Here is a 22,809-nt window from a genome sequence, read left to right as displayed (position 1 = left end):
TCTTTACACCAACAACTCCCCCGCCACCATCGCCCGCGTGGCTTTGCCGCACAGCTGCTCCAGCAGCGTCAGGGCAAATGCCAAAGCGCCACCCGAGCCTTGGGCTGTGATGCAGTTGCCGTCGACCACCACCGGTTGATCGACGAAGGTGCAACCCGAGAGTTGATGGCTGGCCGACGGCAGGCATGTCATGCGTCGCTGGCGCATCACGCCGAAGGTTTGCAGTACTGCCGCAGGCGCTTCGGCAATACCGGCGAACAGGCGCCCCGCCGCGGCCTGGTCCTTGATCAGTTGTTGCAGGGGTTGATGGGCGCTCAGATGTTGCGCCCCTACGGCACCGCCAGGCAGGACGATCAGGTCGAACGGCTGGGCCAGCAAATCCACCAGCATCGCATCGCACGTCAAGCGCGTGCCTCTTGCGCAGGTGAGCATGCGCCGCCCTTCGATGCTGGCGACCACCACCTCGACCTTGGCGCGGCGCAATACATCGATCAAGGTCACTGTCTGCAGGTCATCAGCGCCCTCGGCGAGGGTAATCAAGGCTCGAAAAGTCATGGGAACGATCCACGGAATGGTTCCTAAAGCGTAGTCAGCTTTCCTGACACTTGTTCGGGCCCCTGTCGTTACTTGATGTAAAGCTGGGTCGACATTGTGTTGCCCGGTGCGTTGATCGAGGTGTTGCTGAAGGTGAACGTACCCTCCTGCTTACCCGCCAGATTGAAAATGTACAGGTTGCCGACGACCTTGGTCCTTTGCGAGCAGTCGGTCAGGTTGCCGTTGTCATAGGCACAGACCGGTGTGCGGGTTCCATCCACTTCGAAACCATCCAGCGCGACGTGGGGCTGGCTGCGCCCGTAGCCCACTTCCAGTACGTAGATCCTGATGTTCGGGCCCGCGTGGTTGCAGCGGGTCTGTGCCTGCCCTTTGTCAATCGTCTCAAAACCACAGACTGGCGACTCGACCTTAAGCACCTTCACCTCGGTCAACGGCGGCGCCGATGCCGCTGTCGCGGGGTGTGCCACCAGCGACAACACCAGCAAGACACCGGACATGATTTCCAGACGTTTTGTCATCCCGTTACCACCACAAAAAACCAGCGCGCAGTATGGCTGGTTTGGATTAAACGCAAAACATCGACGACGATCACCGCCATAAGCAGCCATAACCCCAAGCTGCTGGTATGATGCGCGGCTTTTTCCGGCCCACAGTAATTTCCCAGGCGCGTTCAGCGGTCTGTGCTTTGCTGTTGAGGTCGATACATTCACGGCGCCGGGCGCGCCACGGGGAGCAGACATGCTGGAAAGGCTGTTTCAACTCAAGGCACACAACACCAACGTGCGGACCGAGATTCTGGCGGGCGTCACGACCTTTTTGGCCATGGCCTACATTCTATTCGTCAACCCGAGCATCCTCGGCGAGACTGGCATGGACAAGGGCGCGGTGTTCGTCGCCACCTGTCTGGCCGCAGCCATCGGCTCCACAACCATGGGCCTGATCGCCAATTACCCGATCGCACTCGCACCGGGCATGGGCCTGAACGCCTTTTTCACCTACACCGTGGTCCTGCACATGGGCCATACCTGGCAAGTGGCGCTGGGGGCGGTGTTCATCTCGGCCGTGTGTTTCTTCCTGCTGTCGATCTTCCGCATCCGGGAATGGATCATCAACAGTATCCCGCTGCCTTTGCGCTCGGCCATTGCCGCCGGTATCGGCCTGTTCCTGGCGCTTATCGCCCTGCACAACGCCGGCATCGTCGTCAGCAACCCGGCGACCATGGTCGGCCTTGGCGACCTGAAACAACCGGCACCGATCCTCGCCACCCTCGGCTTCGCCCTCATCGTTGCCCTTGAAGCCCTCGCGGTGCGTGGCGCAGTGCTGATCGGCATTCTGGTAGTGACCATTGTGTCCATCGTGATGGGCTTCACGCCGTTCGGCGGCGTGATGTCGATGCCGCCGTCGCTGGCTCCGACTTTCCTGCAACTGGACATCAAGGGCGCACTGGACATCGGTCTGGTCAGCGTGATCTTCGCCTTCCTGTTCGTCGACCTGTTCGACAACTCCGGCACCCTGATCGGCGTCGCCAAGCGCGCCGGGTTGATGGGCAAGGACGGCCACATGCCGAAAATGGGCCGCGCGCTGATCGCCGACAGTACCGCCGCGATGGCCGGCTCCCTGCTGGGCACCTCGACCACGACCAGTTACATTGAATCCGCTGCTGGCGTGAGTGCGGGTGGCCGCACTGGCCTGACTGCCGTCGTCGTGGCAATCCTGTTCCTGCTGGCGCTGTTCTTCTCGCCGCTGGCGGCCAGCGTTCCCGCGTTCGCCACGGCACCGGCACTGCTGTTCGTCGCCGTACTGATGACATCTGGCCTGGCCGAAATAGACTGGGACGACATCACCGTCGCCGCGCCGGTCGTCATCACCGCGCTGGCCATGCCGTTTACTTATTCCATTGCCAATGGCATCGCCTTCGGTTTCATTGCCTGGACCGCCATCAAGCTGATGTCCGGTCGGGGCCGTGAGCTGAATCCGGCGCTGGTGATCCTGTCGATTCTGTTCGTGATCAAGCTCGGTTGGTTCAACGCATGACTTTTGATTCCCAGGCCTACGCCGTCCAGCTCGAAGACAAGGTCACGCGCTTGCGTGACCTGCTGGCGCCATTCGATGCACCGGAGCCGGTCGTCTTCGACTCGCCGCTGCAGAATTTCCGCCTGCGCGCCGAGTTCCGCCTGTGGCGCGAAGCCGGTGAGCGTCACTACGCGATGTTTTCCCAGGAAGACAAGCGCACACCGATCCTGATCGAACAATTCCCGATCGCCAGCCAACGCATCAATCAGTTGATGCCGCAGCTCAAGGCCGCGTGGCAAACCAGTGCCGCCCTGAGTCACAAGCTGTTTCAGGTGGAGTTCCTGACCACTCTGGCCGGCGATGCGATGATCACCCTGTGCTACCACCGCCCGCTGGACGAGCATTGGCACACAGCGGCCTCGAAACTGGCTGCCGAGCTCAACGTCAGCCTGATTGGCCGGTCGAAGGGCAAGCGCGAAGTCATTGGTCACGATTACGTCGTCGAGAAACTTGAAGTCGGCGGCCGCACCTTCAGCTATCGCCAGCCCGAAGGTGCCTTCACCCAGCCAAACGGCACCGTGAACCAGAAGATGCTCAACTGGGCATACGACGCGCTGGGTGATCGCGCGGACGATTTGCTGGAACTGTATTGCGGCAATGGCAACTTCACCCTGCCGCTCGCCACCCGCGTGCGCAAAGTGCTGGCGACCGAAATCAGCAAGACCTCGGTCAATGCGGCGCTGAGCAACCTCAGCGAAAACGCTGTGGATAACGTCACCCTGGTGCGCCTGTCTGCCGAAGAACTGACCGAAGCGCTGAATGAAGTGCGGCCGTTCCGCCGCCTGCACGGCATCGACCTCAAGAGCTATGAGTTCGGCAGTGTCTTCGTCGACCCGCCCCGTGCCGGCATGGACCCGGACACCTGCGAGCTGACCCGACGCTTCGACAACATCCTGTACATTTCCTGCAACCCGCAAACCCTGGCGGACAACATCGCCCAACTGCACGACACCCACCGCATCACCCGATGCGCGATGTTCGACCAGTTCCCGTGGACGCATCACATGGAATCCGGGGTGTTGTTGACCCGCCGGTGATTGCACAGGTCACAAACAAATCAGCCGTCATCACGACGGCTTTTTTGTGCCCGTTCAAACGACGACATCGACCTTGCGTGGCCTGCGAAATCCTCTACTTCGAAACTATCGAACTCAGGGTAATTCACCACGGGCAGCAAGACGCCACTGCCATCTTCGAAGCTTACCGCCGGACAAGGGGCAAGGAAGGTAACGGCCGGACTAGCGCTCGGCAGCGCCCTGTACCCACAACAGCCCCGATAAAATCGTAAGCATTGCTGCCATCACACCCACAAAAAAGCCGTCGTTCAGACGGCCTTTTGTTTTTCGCTGTAATCATCCCGGCAGGTTTTTTCGATACTCAGTCGTGGTAATCCCCTTATACCCCCAGTTATCGGTATCGACTTCCTCGATCACGATGTGGGTCAGCTCCGGCGGCTTGCCGAGTACGCGCTGCAAGGTCTCGGTGATCTCGGCGATGACTTGGGCTTTCTGCTCCCGGGTTACGCCGTCACGGGTGATGCGTACGCTGACAAAAGGCATGCTGCTTCTCCTGCTCGCTGATTAAGTTAGGCTGACTGTATCTGCGTACGGGCATTTGATAAATACTGATTCACAGACTTCATTTGATCCCCGGTGTAATCAATCATGCAGCGACAATTCGACGATCTTCAACTGGGCAGCATCGAGCTGTTTTGCCTGGCTGCCGAAGCTGGCAGCTTCACCGCCGCAGCGCTGGTGGCAGGGGTCACGCCTGCCGCGGTGAGCCGATCGGTGTCGCGCATGGAAGAACGCCTGGGCGTGCGGCTGTTTGCGCGCACCACTCGCAGCGTCAACCTGACCGACAGTGGTCGGCGCTACTACGAAGAATGCCGCCAGGCATTGGCGCAACTGGTAGAAGCCCAGCGCGAAGTCATGGGCCAGCAACAGGTACCGTCAGGCACCCTGCGCATCAGTATACCGACCACCTATGCCCACCACCGTATCCTGCCGTTGCTACCTGCCTTTCGCGCGCGTTTTCCGGCGGTGAAGGTCGAGTCGCACATCAGTAACCGCAACATCGATTTCGTTGGTGAAGGCTATGACATGGCGATTCGCGTGCGCGCGATTCCCGATTCCGGCCTGATCGCCCGGCAACTGGAAGACGCCGCGCTGGTGATGATTGCCAGCCCTGAATACCTCAAGCGTGCCGGTACGCCGCAAACCCTCGAGGACCTGCAACAGCACGAATGCATTCAGTACGAACTGCCCAGCAGTGGCCGACGCATTGCCTGGTTGTTCAGCGACAACGGCGTGCAACGGGAGATTTTGGCCGATGGCAACTTCGTTTGTTCCGACGATGTGTTGGGTGGCGTCACCCTGGCGAAACATGGTGCAGGGTTGTTTCAGACCTATCGCTTTATCGTCGAGAAGGAATTGGCCGATGGCTCGCTGGTGGAAGTGCTCAAACCTTATGGGGGGCGTTCGCGGCCGTTTACCCTTCTCTACCCGCAAAGTCGCCATATGCCCCTGCGGTTACGGGCTTTCATTGATTTCCTGGTCGAGCATTTGCCTCGTTAAAAGATCGCAGCCTGGGGCGGCTCCTCCAGGGAACGGGTTTCAAATAGGGGAGCTACGGCAGGCTGCGATCTTTTCTGTCCGATCACCGCACACATTACGCCCACCAGCGGGCTGTCCAATTGACCATATTAACCATCTGGTACATTTTATCTCCACAGGCTGAAACGTCGGCCAATGCCAAAAATAATATGTGGAGAACACTGATGCCCCCTATCATTCTGGTACTCAACGGCCCGAATCTGAACCTGCTTGGCACCCGCGAACCGGCGACCTATGGCCATGAAACCCTGGCAGATGTTTCCGCGCTGTGCGGCCGAGCCGCCGAAGAGTTCGGCCTGGCGGTGGAGTTTCGCCAGACCAACCACGAAGGCGAACTGCTCGACTGGATTCATGCTGCCCGCGGCCGTTGTGCCGGGATCGTGATCAATCCCGCCGCCTGGACGCACACCTCGGTGGCGATCCGCGACGCACTGGTCGCCAGCGAACTGCCGGTGATCGAAGTGCACCTGTCCAACGTTCACGCCCGCGAGCCTTTCCGTCATCACTCCTTCGTCTCGGCCATTGCCACGGCGGTAATGGCTGGCTTCGGCAGCCATGGCTATCGCCTGGCCCTGGAGCATTTCAGCCAGCGTCTGAAGGGGCAAGCAGCATGAACCAACACCAAACGGTATTGGCCGGACTGATCGGTGCCGGTATCCAGGCGTCCCGTACCCCGGCGCTGCACGAGCACGAGGGCGATGCCCAGGGCATGCGTTATCTCTATCGACTGATCGACCTCGATCAGCTGCAACTCGACAGCAACGCCCTGCCCGACCTGTTGACGGCCGCCGAGCGCATGAACTTCACCGGCCTGAACATCACCTTTCCGTGCAAGCAGGCGATCATCCCGCTGCTCGACGAGTTATCGCCAGAAGCCCGGGGCATTGGCGCGGTGAACACCGTGGTGCTGAAGGACGGCAAGCGCATCGGCCACAACACCGATTGCCTGGGGTTTGCCGAAGGTTTTCGCCGTGGTTTGCAGGGCGTTGCCGTTGAGCGCGTCGTACAAATGGGCGCCGGCGGCGCTGGCGCGGCCGTGGCCCACGCGTTGCTGAGCGAAGGCGTACGACAACTGAGTATTTTCGATGTGGAAATCAGTCGCGCGCAGAGCCTGGCTGACAATCTCAACCAGCATTTCGGCAGTAACCGCGCAGTAGCCGGCCATGATTTGGCACTGACCCTGGCCGAGGCTGATGGCCTGGTCAATACCACGCCCATGGGCATGAAAAAACTGCCAGGCATGCCGGTGCCGGTCGAGTTGCTTCGGGCTCAATTGTGGGTGGCGGAGATTGTTTACTTCCCGCTGGAAACCGAACTGCTGCGCAATGCCCGCGCACTGGGTTGCCGTACGCTCGATGGCGGGAACATGGCCGTGTTCCAGGCGGTAAAGGCGTTCGAATTGTTCAGCGGCGTGGTGCCGGATGCGCAGCGGATGCTGGAACACTTTCAGAGCATGAATGGATGATGCAATTTGTAGGAGCCGGCTTGCCGGCGATGGCGATCATACAGACGCTATCGCCAGCAAGCCGGCTCCTACAAAGGAGATTCACCCAGCTTGATTACGCCTGCAGGTATCTCAGAACCGACTCGCAAATCATCTCCCGATGACGCTGCTTGATGCTTTCGTCCGGCAAGTCGATCTGGAAGATCTCGCCAAAGGTGTGGCGGTTCGACACGCGATAGAAGCAGAACGAACTGATCAGCAAATGCACATCCAGCGGATCGAGGCCGGTGCGGAACAACCCCTGTTCGGCACCACGACGCAGGATCTCGCCCAGTGAATCGAGGATGGTGTTGTTCATCGCCTTGATCGCATCGGAGCGTTTCACGAATTCGGCGTTGTGAATGTTCTCGATGCTGACGATACGCACGAAATCGACATTGCGATCATGGTGATCGAAGGTGAACTCCACCAGACGCCGAATCGCCTCCACCGGAGCCAACTCCGCCAGGTGCAGGCGATTTTCGGTGCTGCGGATATCGCCGTAGAGTTTCTCCAGCACCTCGACGTAGAGCTGTTCCTTACTGCCGAAGTAGTAATAGATCATGCGCTTTGACGTGTGGATGCGCTCGGCGATGGCATCGACGCGAGCCCCGGACAGCCCTTGCTGAACGAACTCGACTATCGCTTCTTGCAAAATGTTCTCCCGGGTTTTCTCCGGGTTGTTCTTGCGACTCTTGCGCGGCTCGGCAATCGGTTGATCAGTTGCTGCGGAGAGTTCTGAAGTCATTGTCATTGCGGGCTCACGGCCATCACTGCACAGGCTGGCGATTATGAGCCGCGCCGCACAGTGAAGGAAGCCGTGCGGCAGCGGTTTGTCGGCGTAGTTACGATTTTCCTACAACTTTGCCTGACGCACGGCACCGCTACGGGATTTGGCCATGGCCGCCAGGCGTACCGCCACGTTGGCCGCACCGTAACCGGCATAACCGTTCTTGCGCTGAATGATCTCGAAGAAAAAACGCCCCTCGAACGGCTCGGTGTACACGTGGAACAGTTCACCGCCCTGGGCATCACGGTCGTACAGCACGTTGTAATAGGCCAGTTCGCTAAGGAATTCGTCATCGAAATCGAAGCGTGCCGCCAGGTCATCGTAGTAGTTGAGCGGAATATCCAACAGCGGCACGCCTGCCGCTTTCGCCCGACTGACTTCGGCAAAGATGTCGTCGCAATCAAACGCGATGTGGTGCACGCCGGAACCGCGATAACTCGACAACGCGTGTGAAATGGCGGTGTTGCGGTTTTCGGAAATATTCAGCGGCAGACGGATCGAACTGTCGCGGCTGCGCAGGGCGCGGCTCTTCACCAGACCATAAGGATCGGGCAGCACCACTTCGTCGTCAGCCTCGAAGTCCAGCAGGCTCTTGTAGAACAGCACCCAACTGTCGAGGCTGTCGGCGGGCAGCGCCATGGCCATGTGGTCGATGCGCTTGAGGCCGCCGCTGCTCACCGCGGCCGGCTGCAGGTTGAAGTCGGTCCCATAGACATCGGCGTCTTGATCGACGAGGTAAATCAGGCTGCCATCCGGCGCGCGCACGGCGGCCAGTTCCAGTTCATTAGGGCCGACCAGTCCGCGATACGGCTGGCCTTTGTAGGCCACCGCCCGGGCCAGCGCGCTGGCACTGTCCTTGACTCGCACGGCAGTGGCGCACAGCGATGGTCCGTGCGCCTCGAAGAAACTGTGGCCGAACGAGTAAGGTTCCGAGTTGAGGATCAGGTTGATATCGCCCTGGCGCAGCAGGCTGACGCTCTTGGAGCGATGCTGCCCGGCCTTGACGAAACCCAGCCGCTCCAGCCAATGGGAGAGCTTGGCGCCGAGGCTTTCGTCCACGGCAAACTCGAGAAACTCAATGCCGTTGTATTCGCTGGCCTTCGGTGTCTCGAACAGGATGTCGGGGTTGGCGACAGGCTTGGCGTCCTGGGCCAGGCGTTCGCGGGTTTTCTCTTCCAGGTACAACAACGAGCGCAAACCGTCAGCGGCGTTGGCCCGTGGCGGTGCGGCGCGGAAACCGTCGTTGAAGATCTCCAGCGACAATGGCCCGGTGTAGCCACTCTTGATGATCGGCGCGAGGAAACCAGGCAAATCGAATTCACCCTGGCCCGGGAAGCAACGGAAATGCCGGCTCCACTCAAGCACATCCATGGCCAGGATCGGTGCATCGGCCATTTGCACGAAGAAAATCTTGTCGCCGGGAATCTCGGCGATAGCGCTCGGATCGCCCTTGAGCGACAGCGTATGGAAACTGTCGAGCAACACGCCGAGGCTCGGGTGATCGGCCTGACGGACGATGTTCCAGACTTGCTGGCAGGTGTTCACGTGACGGCCCCAAGCCAGCGCTTCGTAACCGATGCGCAGACCGCGCGCGCCAGCGCGTTCAGCCAGCAGACGCAAATCATCGACTAAAACCTGCTCATCACCGATGGCATCGGCCGAGGCGTTGCTGCACACCAGCACCAGGTCGGTGCCCAGCTCCTGCATCAGGTCGAACTTGCGCTCGGCCCGCTCCAGATTGCGTGACAAGCGATCACGGCGGCAGCCTTCGAAATCCCGAAACGGTTGAAACAGGGTAATGGCGATCCCGAGATCGGCACACATCTGTTTAATTTCCCGCGGGCTGCCGTCGTAGTAGAGAAGGTCGTTCTCGAAAATCTCGACGCCATCGAAACCGGCGGCGGCAATGGCTTCGAGTTTTTCCGGCAGGGTACCGCTCAAGGACACGGTGGCAATGGAACGCTGCATTTTTTCGACTCCCGGTGGTGGAGGCAATCTTGTTAGGGGCACTGCATACAATCCCTGTAGCAACCCGGCTTACCGGCGATGGCGATCTGGCGGATGCCACTGCCGGTAAGCCGGGCTCCTGCAAGGATCGCGTTTAGCTTTGAGTGAATTATTGGCTGCGAGATCTCACACAGCAATTTAAAGTGTACTACCCAGTTAGTTTTTCGTGCGATTATCGAACAAAATGGGCTTTAGCGAATTGACGATTTTTTGCTCAATGCGCAACATCAACACCACATTGAGTCCGGTCATCCACCGACGGCCTCAGTTACCAACGACCCTGAACACCACATAAAAATTTCAAAAACCGGGTATATGCTCATGCGCTCATTCAACGCCTCGTTCATTCTAACCACCGTCATTACGCCCTGCCTGGCGTCCATCCGAACCTTGCGCACCGCCGGCACTCCCGTGCCGCTCGCTGAATAAACCGTCAGCCGACGAAACCAGCCGATCAGTCCTGCGCCCATCGCCATCGATTGATCACGCGCCCTTGAAGTCCCGACGAGCCTTGCTTGTCAGTCATTGAACGGATGGCACATATGAATCCTGCACCTAGCTCACGCATGGCTCCGGCCATGACCGCTGCCTCTGGCGGCATCGGCGACAAAATCCGCGGCGCCATGGCTGTCGGCAAAACCCGTTGGGGCATGCTGGCGCTGGTGTTTTTTGCCACCACCTTGAACTACATCGACCGCGCCGCCCTCGGCGTCATGCAGCCCATCCTGGCCAAGGAAATGAGCTGGACGGCGATGGACTACGCCAACATCAACTTCTGGTTCCAGGTCGGCTACGCCATCGGTTTCGTGCTGCAAGGCCGCTTGATCGACCGGGTTGGCGTCAAGCGCGTGTTCTTCTGCGCCGTGCTGCTCTGGAGCCTGGCGACCGGCGCCCACGGCCTGGCCACTTCGGCGGTCGGCTTCATGGTCTGCCGCTTCATTCTCGGTCTGACCGAAGCCGCCAACTACCCGGCCTGTGTGAAAACCACCCGCCTTTGGTTCCCGGCTGGCGAGCGCGCCGTGGCCACCGGCATTTTCAACGCCGGTACCAACGTCGGTGCGATGTTCACTCCGATGCTGCTGCCGCTGATCCTCCATGTCTGGGGCTGGCAGGCTGCGTTCCTGTGCATGTCGGCACTGGGCGGGATCTGGCTGCTGTTCTGGGGCCTGAAGTACTTCAACCCGGAAGATCACCCCCGCGTAAAACAGTCGGAACTGGACTACATCCAGAATGAAGTGGAGCCGGAACAAGCCCGCGTGCCCTTCTCGAAAATCCTGCGCATGCGTGGCACCTGGGCCTTCGCCCTCGCCTACTCGATCACGGCGCCGGTGTTCTGGTTCTACCTGTATTGGCTGCCACCGTTCCTCAATCAGCAATACAACCTGGGCATCAACGTGACCCAGATGGGCATTCCGCTGATCATCATCTACCTCACCGCCGACTTCGGCAGTGTCGGCGGCGGGATCCTGTCCTCGTTCCTGATCGGTCGCGGCGTCAACCCGATCAAGGCGCGCCTGATGTCCATGTTCCTGTTCGCCTGCTGCATCATCGGCGTGATCATGGCCGCCGGCTCCAGCAATCTGTGGGTGGCGGTAGCCGCAATCTCCTTGGCCATCGGTGCGCACCAGGCCTGGACCGCGAACATCTGGAGCCTGGTGATGGACTACACGCCCAAGCACATGATGAGTACCGTATTCGGCTTCGGCGGCATGTGTGCGGCGATTGGCGGGATGTTCATGACCCAGTTGGTCGGCCACATCCTGACCATCACCAACAACAACTACACCGTGTTGTTCACCCTGATCCCGGCGATGTACTTCATCGCGCTGACCTGGATGTACTTCATGGCACCGCGCAAGATCCCGAAAGTAGAAGACTGATGTTCCCTCGGCGCAGGCCCGGATTCGGGCCTGCGCTTTTTTTGTGCCTGTTTTTTATGAATCCGTGTTCATCGCCAAGGAGGTGAAACCATGTCGCCAGGTCACTTGAGCATCGCCAAGCGCGCCACGATCAGCTTCGGCCTCATCGCCTTGCTGGTCCTGTTGCAAGGTTTGTTCGCCCTCAAGCAGGTCGCCGAAGTACGCGCCACCGGCCAGCACACCGAGAACGTCTCCCTGCCCAGCACCCGTTATCTGGGTGAAATTCGCGACTACGTCCTGAGCATTCGCGTGCTCAGCCTGCGCATGGCGCTCAATCGCGAGCCCAAGGTGCTCGACGCGACCGTCACACGCCTGCATCAAGTGCAGGGCTGGCTTGCCCTGGCACTGGAAAAGTTCACCCCGCTCGTAGGCGACTATAACCGGGTGCCGTACGAAAATTTCGTGGCGACGGTCACCCGCTACCGCGAGGCGCTGGCGCAATACGAACGCCTCTCGCAGGCAAACCGCCTTGACGAAATGACCGCACTGCTCAATGGCGAAATCCAGGACTACTCGACTCGCAGCGGCGACCAGTTCGCCGAACTGGTCGCGCTTACCGCCAACGAAGTCAGTCAGTCCGCCGCGCAAGCCGACACGCTCTATGGCCAGGTGAAGGACACGGTGATCGGGGCCTTGCTGGGCGTGTCGCTGCTGACCGTTCTGCTCGCCTGGCTGCTGATCCGCAGTATCGTGGTGCCCATCCGCCAGGCGGTGATAGTGGCCGAGCAAGTGGCGGCCGGCGATCTCGGCACACCGATACACAGCCACGGTGGCGATGAAACCGCGCGCCTGCTCACCGCCCTGTCGATCATGCAGACCAGCCTGCGCGAAACCCTGCAACGGATCAGCACGGCGTCGAACCAGCTGAATGCAGCCGCCGAGCAAATGCAGCAGAGCACTCACGAGGATTCCGGGCGACTGCAGCAGCAACACAACGAAATCGAACAAGCCGCCACCGCAGTCAATGAGATGACGGTCGCGGTGGAAGAAGTCGCACGCAATGCCGTGTCGACATCCGACAGCACGCGTCAGTCGACACAGCAGGCCAGCCAGGGCCAGGCGCGGGTTATTGAGACACTGGACTCGATTCAGGCCATGAGCGCCGATGCCGGCATAGCCCTGCAACAAGTGCAAACCCTGGCCGAGTAATCCCGGGAAATCGGTAAGGTGCTGGACGTGATTCGCGCCATCGCCGAACAGACCAACCTGCTGGCGCTCAACGCCGCGATCGAGGCGGCACGGGCCGGGGAAGCCGGGCGCGGTTTTGCGGTCGTCGCCGATGAAGTGCGCGCCCTGGCCCATCGCACCCAGCAATCGACTCGGGAAATCGAACAGATGATCGGCCGGGTCCGGGGCGATACCGAGAGTGTGGTGCAGTCGATGCATGGCAACAGTCAGCGCGTCGCCGCCACCCTGTCGATTGCCGAAGAGGCTGGCCTCGCGCTGGCGCAAATCACCCGGGCCATGGAGCAGATCCACGAGCGCAATCTGGTGATCGCCAGCGCATCGCAAGAGCAATCCGCCGTGGCCCGCGAAGTGGACAGGAATCTGCTGAACATCCGCGACCTGTCACTGCAAAGTGCCGATGCCTCGACCCGCACCAGCGCCACCAGCCAACAACTGTCGCAATTGGCTGCAGGCCTGCAGAACCTGGTGCTGCGCTTCAGGTTCTGAGTGACCTCAGCGGCGGCTTTGTTGCCATGCCGCCGCCAGGCCACTGCAGCAAATTATGGCGATCCCGACGATGGTGGTCAGGGTCGGCGTGTGGGAAAACAGCAGCCAGCCCAGCAGGCCGGCAAACACGATCTGGCAATAGCTGAAGGGTGCCAACAAGGCCGGCGCCGCATGGCGGAAGGCCTGGGTCAAGAACAGGTGCGCGGTCATGCCGCAAGCGCCCAGCGCCAGCATCATTGCGCCGTGCATCAAGGTCGGCACCTGCCAGAAGAACGGCACCAGTGCACTCATCACCAAGGTGTTGCACAGCCCGGCAAAAAAGTTGCTGGTGGTCGGGCTGTCGATCTCACTGAGCTTGCGGGTCAGCAGTTGGTAGAAGCAGAAAAACAGCGCCGAGCACAACGGTAGCAGCACCGCCGGGGTGAACAGATCACCACCGGGGTGCACGATGATCAGCACCCCGATAAACCCGCAGATCACCGCCAGCCATTGGCCCCGGGTGACCTTCTCCCCCAGCAACGGCACCGACAACGCGGTCACCAGCACCGGTGCGAGGAAGTTGACCGACGTCGCCTCGGCCAGCGGGATGTACATCAACCCCGTAGTGAAAAACAGGCTGGTACCCAACAGGCACAACGCCCGAACCAGTTGCAGCAGCGGCCGCTTGGTACGCAGCACGCGCAACCCGGATTGCGGCAGGAATATCCCGGCCATCAGCAAGGTATGCACCACGTAACGCGCCCAGACCACCATGACAATCGGATAGAACCCGGAAAGGTACTTCGATATGGCGTCATGGCTGGAAAACAGGAAGGTTGCGACAACGATCAGCAGGATCCCTTTGAAGGGTTTGTTGACGCCGGAAAGCGGGGTGCTGACGGTCATTGGGGTTCCTTTGTGTACATCAAAAGTCAAAGCCTCACAGGCAAGCCACGTCCCCAGGAATCAGCAAAGAACCTGTGGGAGCGTGGCTTGGTCTGGGCGGCACTCCGACGATAGGTGCGCAGCACCGCTTACAGCCGCGCCAACAATTCGCGGGTTTTATCCAAAGCCATTTGCGCTCGATCCAATCCGCTCACGCCCTGCTCAAGCAGTCGCACGGTGGGAATCTCCAGGCTCAATGGAATGTTAGCCGGCAAACACCGCAACAGCCCCGGCAGATCACAATCGCCGTCGCCGGGAAAACGCCGTTCATTACGCGCCTGCCGCAAGATCTCTGCCATGTCTTGCGGCCTGGGACCCGCCACGTCACACAACTGCGCATACCGTAACCGCGAGGGGGCAACCCTGGCCAGATCTTCCAGCCGCGATCCAGAGCGATCGAAGTGAAAGGCGTCGACCAGCACCGCCGCATTTTCGCGCTCAGCCTTTTCCACGATGCGCATGGCTTGCTGCACATCGCGCGCGTCGGTCCAGGGCATGAACTCCAGGTGCGGATGCAGCCCATAAGGTGCTGCCAGATCACACAGCCGGGCAAAATTTTCTGTCATTCGTCGCTCGTCAGGATCGTTACCCGCCACCAGCAATTCACTGGCACCGAATTCGGCACCCACTGCCAGCACCCGCTCGAAATCCGCAACAACGGTGTCCGGTTTCAGCCGCAGGATTTCGACATCCAGGACACGAATGCCGGTATCGCGCAGACGTGCCAGGGTCTGGCGCCGCAGATCTTCATCGGCCACCAACGCGAAATGGTGTTCCTCTGGCGTCGCTGGCACCAGGCGCAAGCCGACATGGCTGTAACCGGCTCGTGCCGCGACTTCGACCATGTCCGGCGGTGACAACTCCAGCACAGTCAGACTGGCCAGGGAAAAGATTCGTTCACTCATGATCAATCCTCGATCAAGGCCGGTGCGCAGGCGCACCCGGTTTCAGCGGCTTGGCGAATGGCCTCGACCAGCGCCAGGGTGCGGGCTGCATCGGCGGCGCTCACCAGCGGTTCGACCTCCCCACGCGCAACGCGCACGAAGTGTTGCAACTGCAAGCGCAGCGCTTGATCGACACTGAAAGGCTCGTCAGTCGAGACCAGGGGTTGATGCCATCCACCGTCCGCTTGCGTGTAGTGCCAGCGCTTGAGCTGCGGGATGCTAAGTGCCCCGGCAGTTCCCGCCAGCAAATAGCACGGTTGATCGGCCTGACGTGGATACACCGGGTTCTCCCCGGAGCCCAGCTCCCAGCTCCAGGGTGCCGCCACCGCATCGGACCCGGTCAGGCTGCCCAGCGCACCGTTGTCGAATTGCAGCAGCACGGCCGCGCAATCTTCGTTGGCAAACCCACGCACAGCGTTACTCGTGACGGCCTGCACCTGGCGAACTTCGCCGCACAAGTGTCTGAGCAGATCGAGGTCGTGGATCAGGTTGGTCAACAACATGCCCGCACCGGGTTCACGGCGCCAGGCTGTTTCGAAATAACTATCGGGCTTGCGCAATTGCCAGAGGGCGGTAACGGTGCTCAACCGGCCCAATGCGCCGCTGTGGACAAGTTCATGGGCGCGAACGATCAAGGGATTGTGGCGTCGGTGATGGCCGACCAACACCGCAACACCGCTCGACTTAGAGGCAGCCACCAGCTCACGGGCCTCATCCAGGTGCACGCCCACCGGCTTTTCCAGCAACACCGGCACGCCGGCAGCCAGGCAATCGAGTGCGGTGCTGACGTGCAGCGCATTCGGGTTAGCGATAATGACGGCCGCAGGCTTCGCCTGCTCCAGCATCTGACGATGATCGGCGAAATACTCCACCCCCCATTCGCTGGCGAGACCCGATGCGTGCGGACCGGGGTCAGCCACTGCGCACAAGGTCGCTTCATTGAGGGCTTTCAGCTGCTGGTAATGCTGTTGGCCCATATTGCCAGTGCCGATAAGGGCTATTCGCAAGGGTGAACTCAAGGTGCGGTCCTCATTGTGATTGTTGTTGGAAAGTCGACATCAACAATCTAGAACCGAGTTCCATATTCTTACACACGCGCACATTGAAAGTGTTCGAACAGCGCACAGCTTTAGCAAGCTCAGCACAGATCAAATGTGGGAGCGGGCTTGCTCGCGAATGCGGTGTGTCATACAGCTTAAATATTGACTGACGCTCCGTCGTTCGCGAGCAAGCCCGCTCCCACAGGGGTTTTGTAGAGGCTTTAGCTGAATAGTTCTGAGGCCAGACTCGCGGCCGACAACTCCTCGGTAAACGCTAACAATAACGGCGCCAATTCATGCAGCCTCGCCCCCGGCATCCGCGCACTCGGCCCGGCGATGCTGAGCACGCCGATCACCCGGCCATCACCGGGATGACGCACCACCGCGGCAATCGCCGAGGTGCCAACCGCAGAACTCTCCTCGACACAGGCGTAGCCCTGCTCCCGTGCCAGCCGCAAGCGTTCAAGTAATTCAATGTTGGACCTTGGGGCATTCGGGCCCAGTTCCAGCGGCGGGGTCGCTGCCTGGCGCTCCACCAGCGACAAGGCTTCGGCATCGCTCATGCACGCCAGCCAGGCATGGCCGGAAGCGGTATAGAACAGCGGCGCATCCCGCCCCATATCCGGGTCATAACGCAGGCCGGAACGAGCCCCCTGGGACTTGGCGATCCAGGTCTGGCGCTCGCCTTCGATCACTCCCAGACGCACCAGTTCGCCGGTTTCCTGAGCCAACCGGTCGAGCACCGGTTGCACGATATCGGCGCCGCTACTCGACAAATAGCGGAAACCCATCGCCACCAACCGGGTCGACAAGTGGTAGCGCAAATTCTCTGGATTCTGGCGCACGTAGCCGAGTCGGATCAGCTCGGCGAGCAAGCGGTGGGTAGCACTCTTGGGGATGTCCAATTGCTCCGCCAGCACCTGCATCGGCAGGCCACGAGGGTCGCTGGTGAGGCTTTCCAGCACACTGAAAACACGTTCGATCTGACTGCCAGCCATGGGGATATCCACGCAAAAATTTGTTCGATTCTAGAAGAGAACCTGAGGAATGCGAAATCTGGAACTGCCCGTGCGATAACCGCCCGTTTTATACAGTGCCGGCTTGCCGCCCCTCTTTTTGCCTCATATATTTTCTGGAATTCAATTCCAAAATAAACCAAAGCGGAGTTTCAAACCATGCCTGCCCAACCGTACTGCTCCCCCGACATCGATTGCGATGTGCTGATTGTCGGCTCCGGTGCGGCAGGCCTGGCAACAGCCGTAACGGCCGCTTGGCATGGCCTGAAAGTGATAGTGGTGGAAAAGGACCCGGTTTTTGGCGGCGCCACCGCCTGGTCCGGGGGCTGGGCGTGGGTACCGTGCAATCCCCTGGCCCGACGGGCCGGCATCGTCGAAGACGTTGAACAACCGCGCACTTACTTGAAACACGAACTGGGTGATCGCTATGACCCGGCAATGATCGACGCCTTCCTTGAAGCCGCTCCGCGCATGGTCACATTCTTCGAACAGCACACCTCGCTGCAATTCGCCGATGGCAACGCAATTGCCGACATTCATGGCGACACGCCGGGCGCCGGTACCGGTGGGCGTTCTGTGATCGCCGCGCCTTACGACGCGCGCAACGTCGGCAAGCTGCTCAAGCGCCTACGCAAAACCATGCGCGAAACCTCCTTCATGGGCATGCCGATCATGGCGGGCGCAGATCTTGCTGCGTTCCTCAACCTGACCCGTTCGTTGCAGGCGGCGTGGCACGTTACCCGACGTTTCACTCGCCATCTGTTCGACCTTGTCGTGCATGGCCGGGCGATGCAACTGGTCAACGGCGTGGCGCTTGTAGCGCGCCTGGCGAAATCCGCCGACGATCTTGGCGTGTTGCTGTGGGAATCAGCCCCCGTTACTGAGTTGTTGCGCACCAACGATAGGGTACAAGGCGCGGTGGTTCGCACTGCAAAGGGTTCGATCCGTATCAACGCCCGCAGGGCGGTGGTGCTCGCGGCCGGCGGCTTTGCCAATGACGTCGAACGGCGCAAGTCCCTCTTCCCCCGTACGCCAACCGGACACGAACACCTGGCACTGCCACCCCTCGGTGTGTCTGGCGATGGCCTGCGGCTGGGCGAAAGCGCCGGCGCCAAAGTCGATACCAACCAGGCATCGCCGGTGGCCTGGGCTCCGGTTTCACGAGTGCCATACCGTGATGGCAGTCGCGGCCACTTCCCGCACATCATCGAGCGCGGCAAGCCTGGGATCATCGGTGTACTGAGCAACGGTCAGCGCTTCGTCAACGAAGCCAACGGCTACTACGACTATGTGACTGCCATGGTCGCCAGCGCCCCGCCCGACGAAGAAGTGGCCTCCTGGCTGATCTGCAGCCATGGCTTTCAACGACGGTACGGCCTGGGTATCTCCCGGCCGTTTCCGGTGCCGCTGTCACCCTTTATCCGCAGTGGTTATCTGAAAACCGGCAAGACACTGGAGGAATTGGCACAGGCTTGCGGCATCGATCCGGTCGGCTTGCGCACCACCGTGTCGGACTACAACCGCCACGCGCGCAATGGCCAGGACCCGCAGTTCGGACGCGGCTCAACGCCCTATAACCGCAAACAGGGTGATGCGCTGCAGCAGCCCAACCCTTGCGTTGCGCCGATCGAGCAAGGGCCGTTCTATGCGGTGAAAGTCGAAGCGGGTTGTTTCGGCACCTTTGCCGGGCTCAAGGTCAATCAACACGCCCAGGTCCTCGACGACTCGGACCAGGTCATCACCGGCCTTTACGCGGCGGGAGGCGACATGGCCAGCATCATGGGCGGCCACTACCCTGCTGGCGGCATCAACCTGGGGCCGGCGCTGACGTTCGGCTACATCGCCGCGCGTCATATCGCCGGCGTCACTGCTTATGAAAAGGAGATCGACCATGCAGCACATCGTTAACGCACAGGGTTTGAACATGCCCAAGCTCGGCCTCGGCACCTGGCCGATGCTCGGCGAAGCGTGCACGCGAGCAGTTGAGCAAGCCCTGGCACTGGGTTATCGACACATCGATACCGCAGCGGCCTACAACAATGAGGACGCTGTCGGTCAGGCGCTGCTGAACAGTAAGGCACCCCGCGAACAAATCCACGTCACCAGCAAGGTCTGGTGGGACCAGTTGCAACCCGACGCCATGCGCCATTCCATGGACCGCAGCCTCAAGGCCTTGCATAGCGACTACATCGACCTTTTCATGATCCATTGGCCCAGCACCGATTGGGACTTGCCGCGTACGATCGAAACACTGGTGTCATTCAAGGAGCAAGGGCTGGCGCGCAATATTGGCGTGGCGAATTTCCCGCTCCCCCTGCTGCGCACCGTCGTCGAGGAACTCGGCGCGCCGTTGTCCGCCATCCAGGTCGAGTACCACGTGCTGCTTGGGCAAAACGCACTGCTGGACTACGCCCGTCAACACGATCTGGCACTGACGGCTTATTCGCCGCTGGCACGCAACAGGGTGACGGATGTTCCGGTTATCCAGCAGATCGCCGCCAAGCACGGGGTATCGCCGACCCAGGTCGCACTCAAATGGCTGCTGGATCAACCGAATGTGGCAGCTATCCCCAAGGCCAGTAGCGAGGCCAACCAATTGGCCAACCTGGCAGCACTTGCCGTCAACCTGGATGATCTAGACCGTGCGCTGATCGCCGGCCTGTCCAAGCGCGAGCGACTGGTCAGTCCGGACTTTGCACCGATGTGGGACGCGTTCGATCGATAACCTCGAAAAAGCCACTTTCATTGTGCGACACCTACCGCAATGACCGTGGCCTCATCAAACCTTACACATTTCACCCACACGCCTTTGCCAGTGCGGTTATTCATAGACCCGGCGCTATACGCCCCATCAATCTATGAGAGACCCCAACATGCTATGGAACAAGGCAAGACGCAGCAAAAACGTGAACGACATACGCAAGGGCAAGGATGCCCGCACGCTTACAGGGACAACACTGGCCGCTGGGCTGGCCGCCATCGCCCTGGCCAGCGCCGGGCTCTATTCGACACAGGACACGCCAGCAGACGTTACCAAGCTCGAACCCTCGTACACCCTGGATCGCCCCCGCCCTCAACCATCGAGCGAGCCTGAAGCAGATCTGCAATTAACGTTTGTCCAGTCGGTGCTGGGCGATACCGAAGACACCTGGAACCAACTGTTCGCGCAAATGGGCCGGCAATATCCACATCCCACCCTGACACTGTTCAACAATGGTGCGGTTTCGGATTGTGGATTCGCCAGCGCCGGCAGTGGCCCGTTCTATTGTCCGGCCAATCGGCAGGTGTACCTCGACCTCGAATTTTTCCGCACGCTTGAGCAGCAGTTTTCAGTGGTCGGTGACTTCGCGCGCGCCTACATCATCGCTCACGAAATCGGGCATCACGTGCAGCTTGAGCTGGGCCTTTCCGAACCGTTCGAAAAAGCCTTGCTCGAGCAACAACCCGTCAGTGGCGATGGCGGGCTGGAAGTGCGTTCGGAGTTGCAGGCCGATTGCCTGGCCGGTGTCTGGGCGCACCATGCGCAACAGCGCCTGGACTGGCTGGAGCCGGGGGATATTGAAGCGGCCCTGGATGCCGCGGCAATGTTCGGAGACGACCAGTTGCAGGCAGCGCGCAATGCCCGGATTCGCCCAGAGACCTTCAGCCACGGCACCTCTCTGCAGCGCGTGAATTGGTTCAAGACCGGTTTCGCCACAGGCCTGCCGGAGGCCTGTGACACCTTCGCCGCCGAGGTGCTGTGATACCCGCCCGTCAATGAAGCCTCTAATGTCGCAGCCTGGATAGAACCGCTGCCGCTCATGGCTGTCTGACGACCGGACTGGCGCCGCTCCAACTGAGCAGCAACACTCATCCCACGGTTCTTTACCCGCAACATCAGAGGATTCCCACATGCTATGGAAAAAAGGCCGACGCAGCGACAACGTGGTCGATGCCCGTGGCGATGATGTCGGCGGCGGTGGCGGCGGGATGCGTTTTGGTGGCGGCAAGGGCCTGAGCCTGACGGCGATCCTGCTGATCGTGGGCATCGGCTGGATCACCGGCCAGGATCCGATGCAGATTCTCGGACAACTGACCGGGCAGATGAGCGAACAATCGGCGCCCACCACATCGCAGACGCGCAAGGCGCCACCGGCCACTGATGAAGGGGCCGAGTTCGTCCGCTCGATTCTCGGTGATACCGAAGACACCTGGCGGCAGATTTTCCAGCAGGCGGAGCGGCAATATAAGGATCCGACCCTGGTGCTATTCAGCAATCGGGTCAATTCGGCCTGCGGACTGGCAACATCGGCGACCGGTCCCTTCTATTGCCCCGCAGACCAGAAGGTTTATCTGGACATGGCCTTCTTCCAGGAAATGTCGCAGCGCTTCGCTGCCGCGGGCGATTTCGCCCAGGCCTATGTGATCGCTCATGAAGTCGGTCACCACGTACAAACCTTGCTCGGTGTTTCGGCAAAGATTCAGGCCGCCCGCCAGCAAGGCCGGCAGATGGAAGGCGATGGTGGTTTGCTGGTGCGCCAGGAACTGCAAGCCGATTGCCTGGCCGGAGTCTGGGCCAACAACGCGCAGAAGCGCCTGAACTGGTTGGAGCCGGGCGATATTGAAGAAGCGTTAAACGCTGCGAACGCTATCGGCGACGATCGTCTGCAGCAACAAGGTCAGGGCCGTGTGGTGCCGGACTCGTTTACCCATGGTACGTCAGCGCAACGGGTGCGCTGGTTCAAAACCGGATTCGCCCAGGGCCAGGTTGGCCAGTGCGATACCTTTGCGGCGAAAAATCTGTAAATGAAGAAGTGGTGGTTAGTCTTACTGTTTACCTGCACAGCCTCCCAGGCTGCGGAGCATGGGGTCAAGGAAATCAGCCCCGGGCGCCTGTTGTTAAAGTCCGGTGAAATAGCGGTGGGCATCAGCCCGGCCCCGCCAAAAATCGAGCGGGTATTGATCATCGTCCATGGGCGCTTGCGCAATGCGCAGACCTACCTCCAGAGCGCCGAACGCGCGGCCGAACTGGCCGGGCAAAGCGCTACGACCCTGGTGATCGCGCCGCAATTTCTTAATGAAGACGACGTTGCACAGCACCCGGTAGCGGACACCGTCTTGCGCTGGCAAGGCAATGAATGGATGGCTGGCGGTGAATCCACAGCCCCCTTTCGCCTGAGCTCCTACGAAGCGCTGGACGAAATCATTGCCCGCCTGGGTGATCGCCAGCAATTTCCGGACTTGAAGCAAATCGTCATTGCCGGTCATTCGGCGGGCGCTCAAGTGGTTCAGCGCTACGCCCTGCTGGGCCACGACCAGCCCGCGCTGGAAACTGCCGGCGTGCAGGTGCGCTATGTGATCGCTAACCCCTCTTCCTACACCTATTTCGATGAGCGTCGGCCAGTGGCCTTCAGTCATGCGGGTTGTCCGCAATTCAACCGCTGGAAATACGGCCTGACAGATCTACCTGCCTATGCAGAAGGACAAACTGCCGCGCTGCTGCAGGAAAAGTACCTCAAGCGCAACATCGTTTATCTGCTGGGGCAGCAGGACGTCGACCCGAACCACCCGGCGCTGGATAAATCCTGCGAGGCTAAGGCTCAGGGGCCGTATCGATTGGCCCGGGGGCGCTACTACTTCGCTTACCTGAAGCGGCTGCAACCCCAAGGGCTGCAGCAGCAATTGATTGAGGTGCCCGGGGTCGGGCATAACGGGGATGGGATGTTTACTTCACCGCAGGGGCAGCAGGCGTTGTTTCCGTAGGCGCTGCCGCAGGCTGCGATCTTTGCC

General features: G+C 60.4%; 20 protein-coding genes and 1 pseudogene. 12 read left to right on the top strand and 9 right to left on the bottom strand.

Annotated elements, in window-relative coordinates; genetic code table 11:
* Positions 1-3 precede the first annotated feature (3 nt).
* Positions 4-555, bottom strand: a complete 552-nt coding sequence (locus QLG10_RS07035; RefSeq protein ID WP_282486389.1) for a DJ-1 family glyoxalase III — start codon at positions 553-555, stop codon at positions 4-6.
* Between the two features lie 68 nt (positions 556-623).
* A complete protein-coding gene (locus QLG10_RS07030) occupies positions 624-1,052 on the bottom strand; it encodes a DUF4879 domain-containing protein (RefSeq protein WP_223194126.1) in 429 nt (142 codons plus the stop codon).
* A 241-nt stretch (positions 1,053-1,293) separates the two neighbouring features.
* Between QLG10_RS07030 and QLG10_RS07025 the strand changes: the two genes are divergently transcribed.
* Positions 1,294-2,589 (top strand): NCS2 family permease, encoded by a 1,296-nt coding sequence (locus tag QLG10_RS07025; protein WP_110750990.1) that lies wholly within the window; start codon positions 1,294-1,296, stop codon positions 2,587-2,589.
* A complete protein-coding gene (gene trmA, locus QLG10_RS07020; RefSeq protein WP_282486387.1) occupies positions 2,586-3,665 on the top strand; it encodes a tRNA (uridine(54)-C5)-methyltransferase TrmA in 1,080 nt (359 codons plus the stop codon). The genes QLG10_RS07025 and trmA overlap by 4 nt, the downstream gene beginning before the upstream one ends.
* 315 nt (positions 3,666-3,980) lie before the next feature.
* Here the strand turns inward: trmA and QLG10_RS07015 are convergent, their stop codons facing one another.
* Positions 3,981-4,187: a 4-oxalocrotonate tautomerase family protein gene (locus QLG10_RS07015; RefSeq protein ID WP_008066080.1), complete on the bottom strand. Its 207-nt coding sequence runs from the start codon at positions 4,185-4,187 to the stop codon at positions 3,981-3,983.
* Positions 4,188-4,292: 105 nt separating this feature from the next.
* On the opposite strand from QLG10_RS07015, the gene QLG10_RS07010 reads away from it, so the two are divergent.
* The 3 genes from QLG10_RS07010 (at position 4,293) to QLG10_RS07000 (ending at position 6,708) form a co-directional block, all read left to right on the top strand.
* Positions 4,293-5,204: a LysR family transcriptional regulator gene (locus QLG10_RS07010; RefSeq protein ID WP_188264346.1), complete on the top strand. Its 912-nt coding sequence runs from the start codon at positions 4,293-4,295 to the stop codon at positions 5,202-5,204.
* 203 nt (positions 5,205-5,407) lie between these two features.
* Complete coding sequence (aroQ, locus tag QLG10_RS07005; RefSeq protein ID WP_008066078.1) at positions 5,408-5,857, top strand: type II 3-dehydroquinate dehydratase; 450 nt, start codon at positions 5,408-5,410, stop codon at positions 5,855-5,857.
* Positions 5,854-6,708 (top strand): shikimate dehydrogenase, encoded by an 855-nt coding sequence (locus QLG10_RS07000; RefSeq protein ID WP_110750985.1) that lies wholly within the window; start codon positions 5,854-5,856, stop codon positions 6,706-6,708. The genes aroQ and QLG10_RS07000 overlap by 4 nt, the downstream gene beginning before the upstream one ends.
* 94 nt (positions 6,709-6,802) lie before the next feature.
* Here the strand turns inward: QLG10_RS07000 and QLG10_RS06995 are convergent, their stop codons facing one another.
* The gene (locus QLG10_RS06995; RefSeq protein ID WP_110750983.1) at positions 6,803-7,480 is read right to left on the bottom strand and encodes a TetR family transcriptional regulator; all 678 of its coding nucleotides are present in this window, start codon (positions 7,478-7,480) and stop codon (positions 6,803-6,805) included.
* 102 nt (positions 7,481-7,582) lie between these two features.
* On the bottom strand, positions 7,583-9,484 hold the full coding sequence (gene quiC / locus QLG10_RS06990; protein WP_110750981.1) for a 3-dehydroshikimate dehydratase QuiC: 1,902 nt from the start codon (positions 9,482-9,484) through the stop codon (positions 7,583-7,585).
* A 605-nt stretch (positions 9,485-10,089) separates the two neighbouring features.
* On the opposite strand from quiC, the gene QLG10_RS06985 reads away from it, so the two are divergent.
* Together QLG10_RS06985 and QLG10_RS06980 are read left to right on the top strand one after the other, a co-directional pair.
* A complete protein-coding gene (locus QLG10_RS06985) occupies positions 10,090-11,403 on the top strand; it encodes an MFS transporter (protein WP_223194127.1) in 1,314 nt (437 codons plus the stop codon).
* 90 nt (positions 11,404-11,493) lie between these two features.
* A pseudogene (locus QLG10_RS06980) lies at positions 11,494-13,116 on the top strand (methyl-accepting chemotaxis protein).
* Positions 13,117-13,122: 6 nt separating this feature from the next.
* Here the strand turns inward: QLG10_RS06980 and QLG10_RS06975 are convergent.
* The 4 genes from QLG10_RS06975 to QLG10_RS06960 form a co-directional block, all read right to left on the bottom strand.
* The gene (locus QLG10_RS06975) at positions 13,123-14,001 is read right to left on the bottom strand and encodes a DMT family transporter (RefSeq protein ID WP_110750973.1); all 879 of its coding nucleotides are present in this window, start codon (positions 13,999-14,001) and stop codon (positions 13,123-13,125) included.
* A 128-nt stretch (positions 14,002-14,129) separates the two neighbouring features.
* Positions 14,130-14,945 (bottom strand): sugar phosphate isomerase/epimerase, encoded by an 816-nt coding sequence (locus QLG10_RS06970; protein ID WP_110750971.1) that lies wholly within the window; start codon positions 14,943-14,945, stop codon positions 14,130-14,132.
* A gap of 2 nt (positions 14,946-14,947) precedes the next feature.
* Positions 14,948-16,003 (bottom strand): Gfo/Idh/MocA family oxidoreductase, encoded by a 1,056-nt coding sequence (locus QLG10_RS06965; protein ID WP_188264350.1) that lies wholly within the window; start codon positions 16,001-16,003, stop codon positions 14,948-14,950.
* Positions 16,004-16,245: 242 nt separating this feature from the next.
* Positions 16,246-17,022 carry an IclR family transcriptional regulator gene (locus tag QLG10_RS06960; protein WP_110750967.1) on the bottom strand — a complete coding sequence of 259 codons (777 nt, stop codon included), beginning with the start codon at positions 17,020-17,022 and terminating at the stop codon, positions 16,246-16,248.
* Between the two features lie 177 nt (positions 17,023-17,199).
* Here QLG10_RS06960 and QLG10_RS06955 point away from each other — a divergent pair, with 177 nt between their 5' ends.
* From QLG10_RS06955 to QLG10_RS06935, 5 genes are all read left to right on the top strand, one after another.
* Positions 17,200-18,948 carry an FAD-dependent oxidoreductase gene (locus QLG10_RS06955; protein WP_282486377.1) on the top strand — a complete coding sequence of 583 codons (1,749 nt, stop codon included), beginning with the start codon at positions 17,200-17,202 and terminating at the stop codon, positions 18,946-18,948.
* Positions 18,932-19,765: an aldo/keto reductase gene (locus tag QLG10_RS06950; protein ID WP_188264352.1), complete on the top strand. Its 834-nt coding sequence runs from the start codon at positions 18,932-18,934 to the stop codon at positions 19,763-19,765. Before QLG10_RS06955 ends, QLG10_RS06950 begins: the two co-directional genes overlap by 17 nt.
* A 148-nt stretch (positions 19,766-19,913) precedes the next feature.
* Positions 19,914-20,783: a neutral zinc metallopeptidase gene (locus QLG10_RS06945; protein ID WP_282486373.1), complete on the top strand. Its 870-nt coding sequence runs from the start codon at positions 19,914-19,916 to the stop codon at positions 20,781-20,783.
* A 148-nt stretch (positions 20,784-20,931) separates the two neighbouring features.
* Complete coding sequence (locus QLG10_RS06940; RefSeq protein WP_282486371.1) at positions 20,932-21,825, top strand: neutral zinc metallopeptidase; 894 nt, start codon at positions 20,932-20,934, stop codon at positions 21,823-21,825.
* On the top strand, positions 21,826-22,782 hold the full coding sequence (locus QLG10_RS06935; RefSeq protein WP_110750959.1) for an alpha/beta fold hydrolase: 957 nt from the start codon (positions 21,826-21,828) through the stop codon (positions 22,780-22,782).
* Positions 22,783-22,809: the final 27 nt, after the last annotated feature.

This window comes from Pseudomonas sp. V98_8 (assembly GCF_029967975.1).
Classification (GTDB): domain Bacteria; phylum Pseudomonadota; class Gammaproteobacteria; order Pseudomonadales; family Pseudomonadaceae; genus Aquipseudomonas; species Aquipseudomonas umsongensis.
The sequence above is the reverse complement of the archived record's forward strand: the minus strand, read 5'-3'. Positions and strand labels throughout refer to the sequence as shown.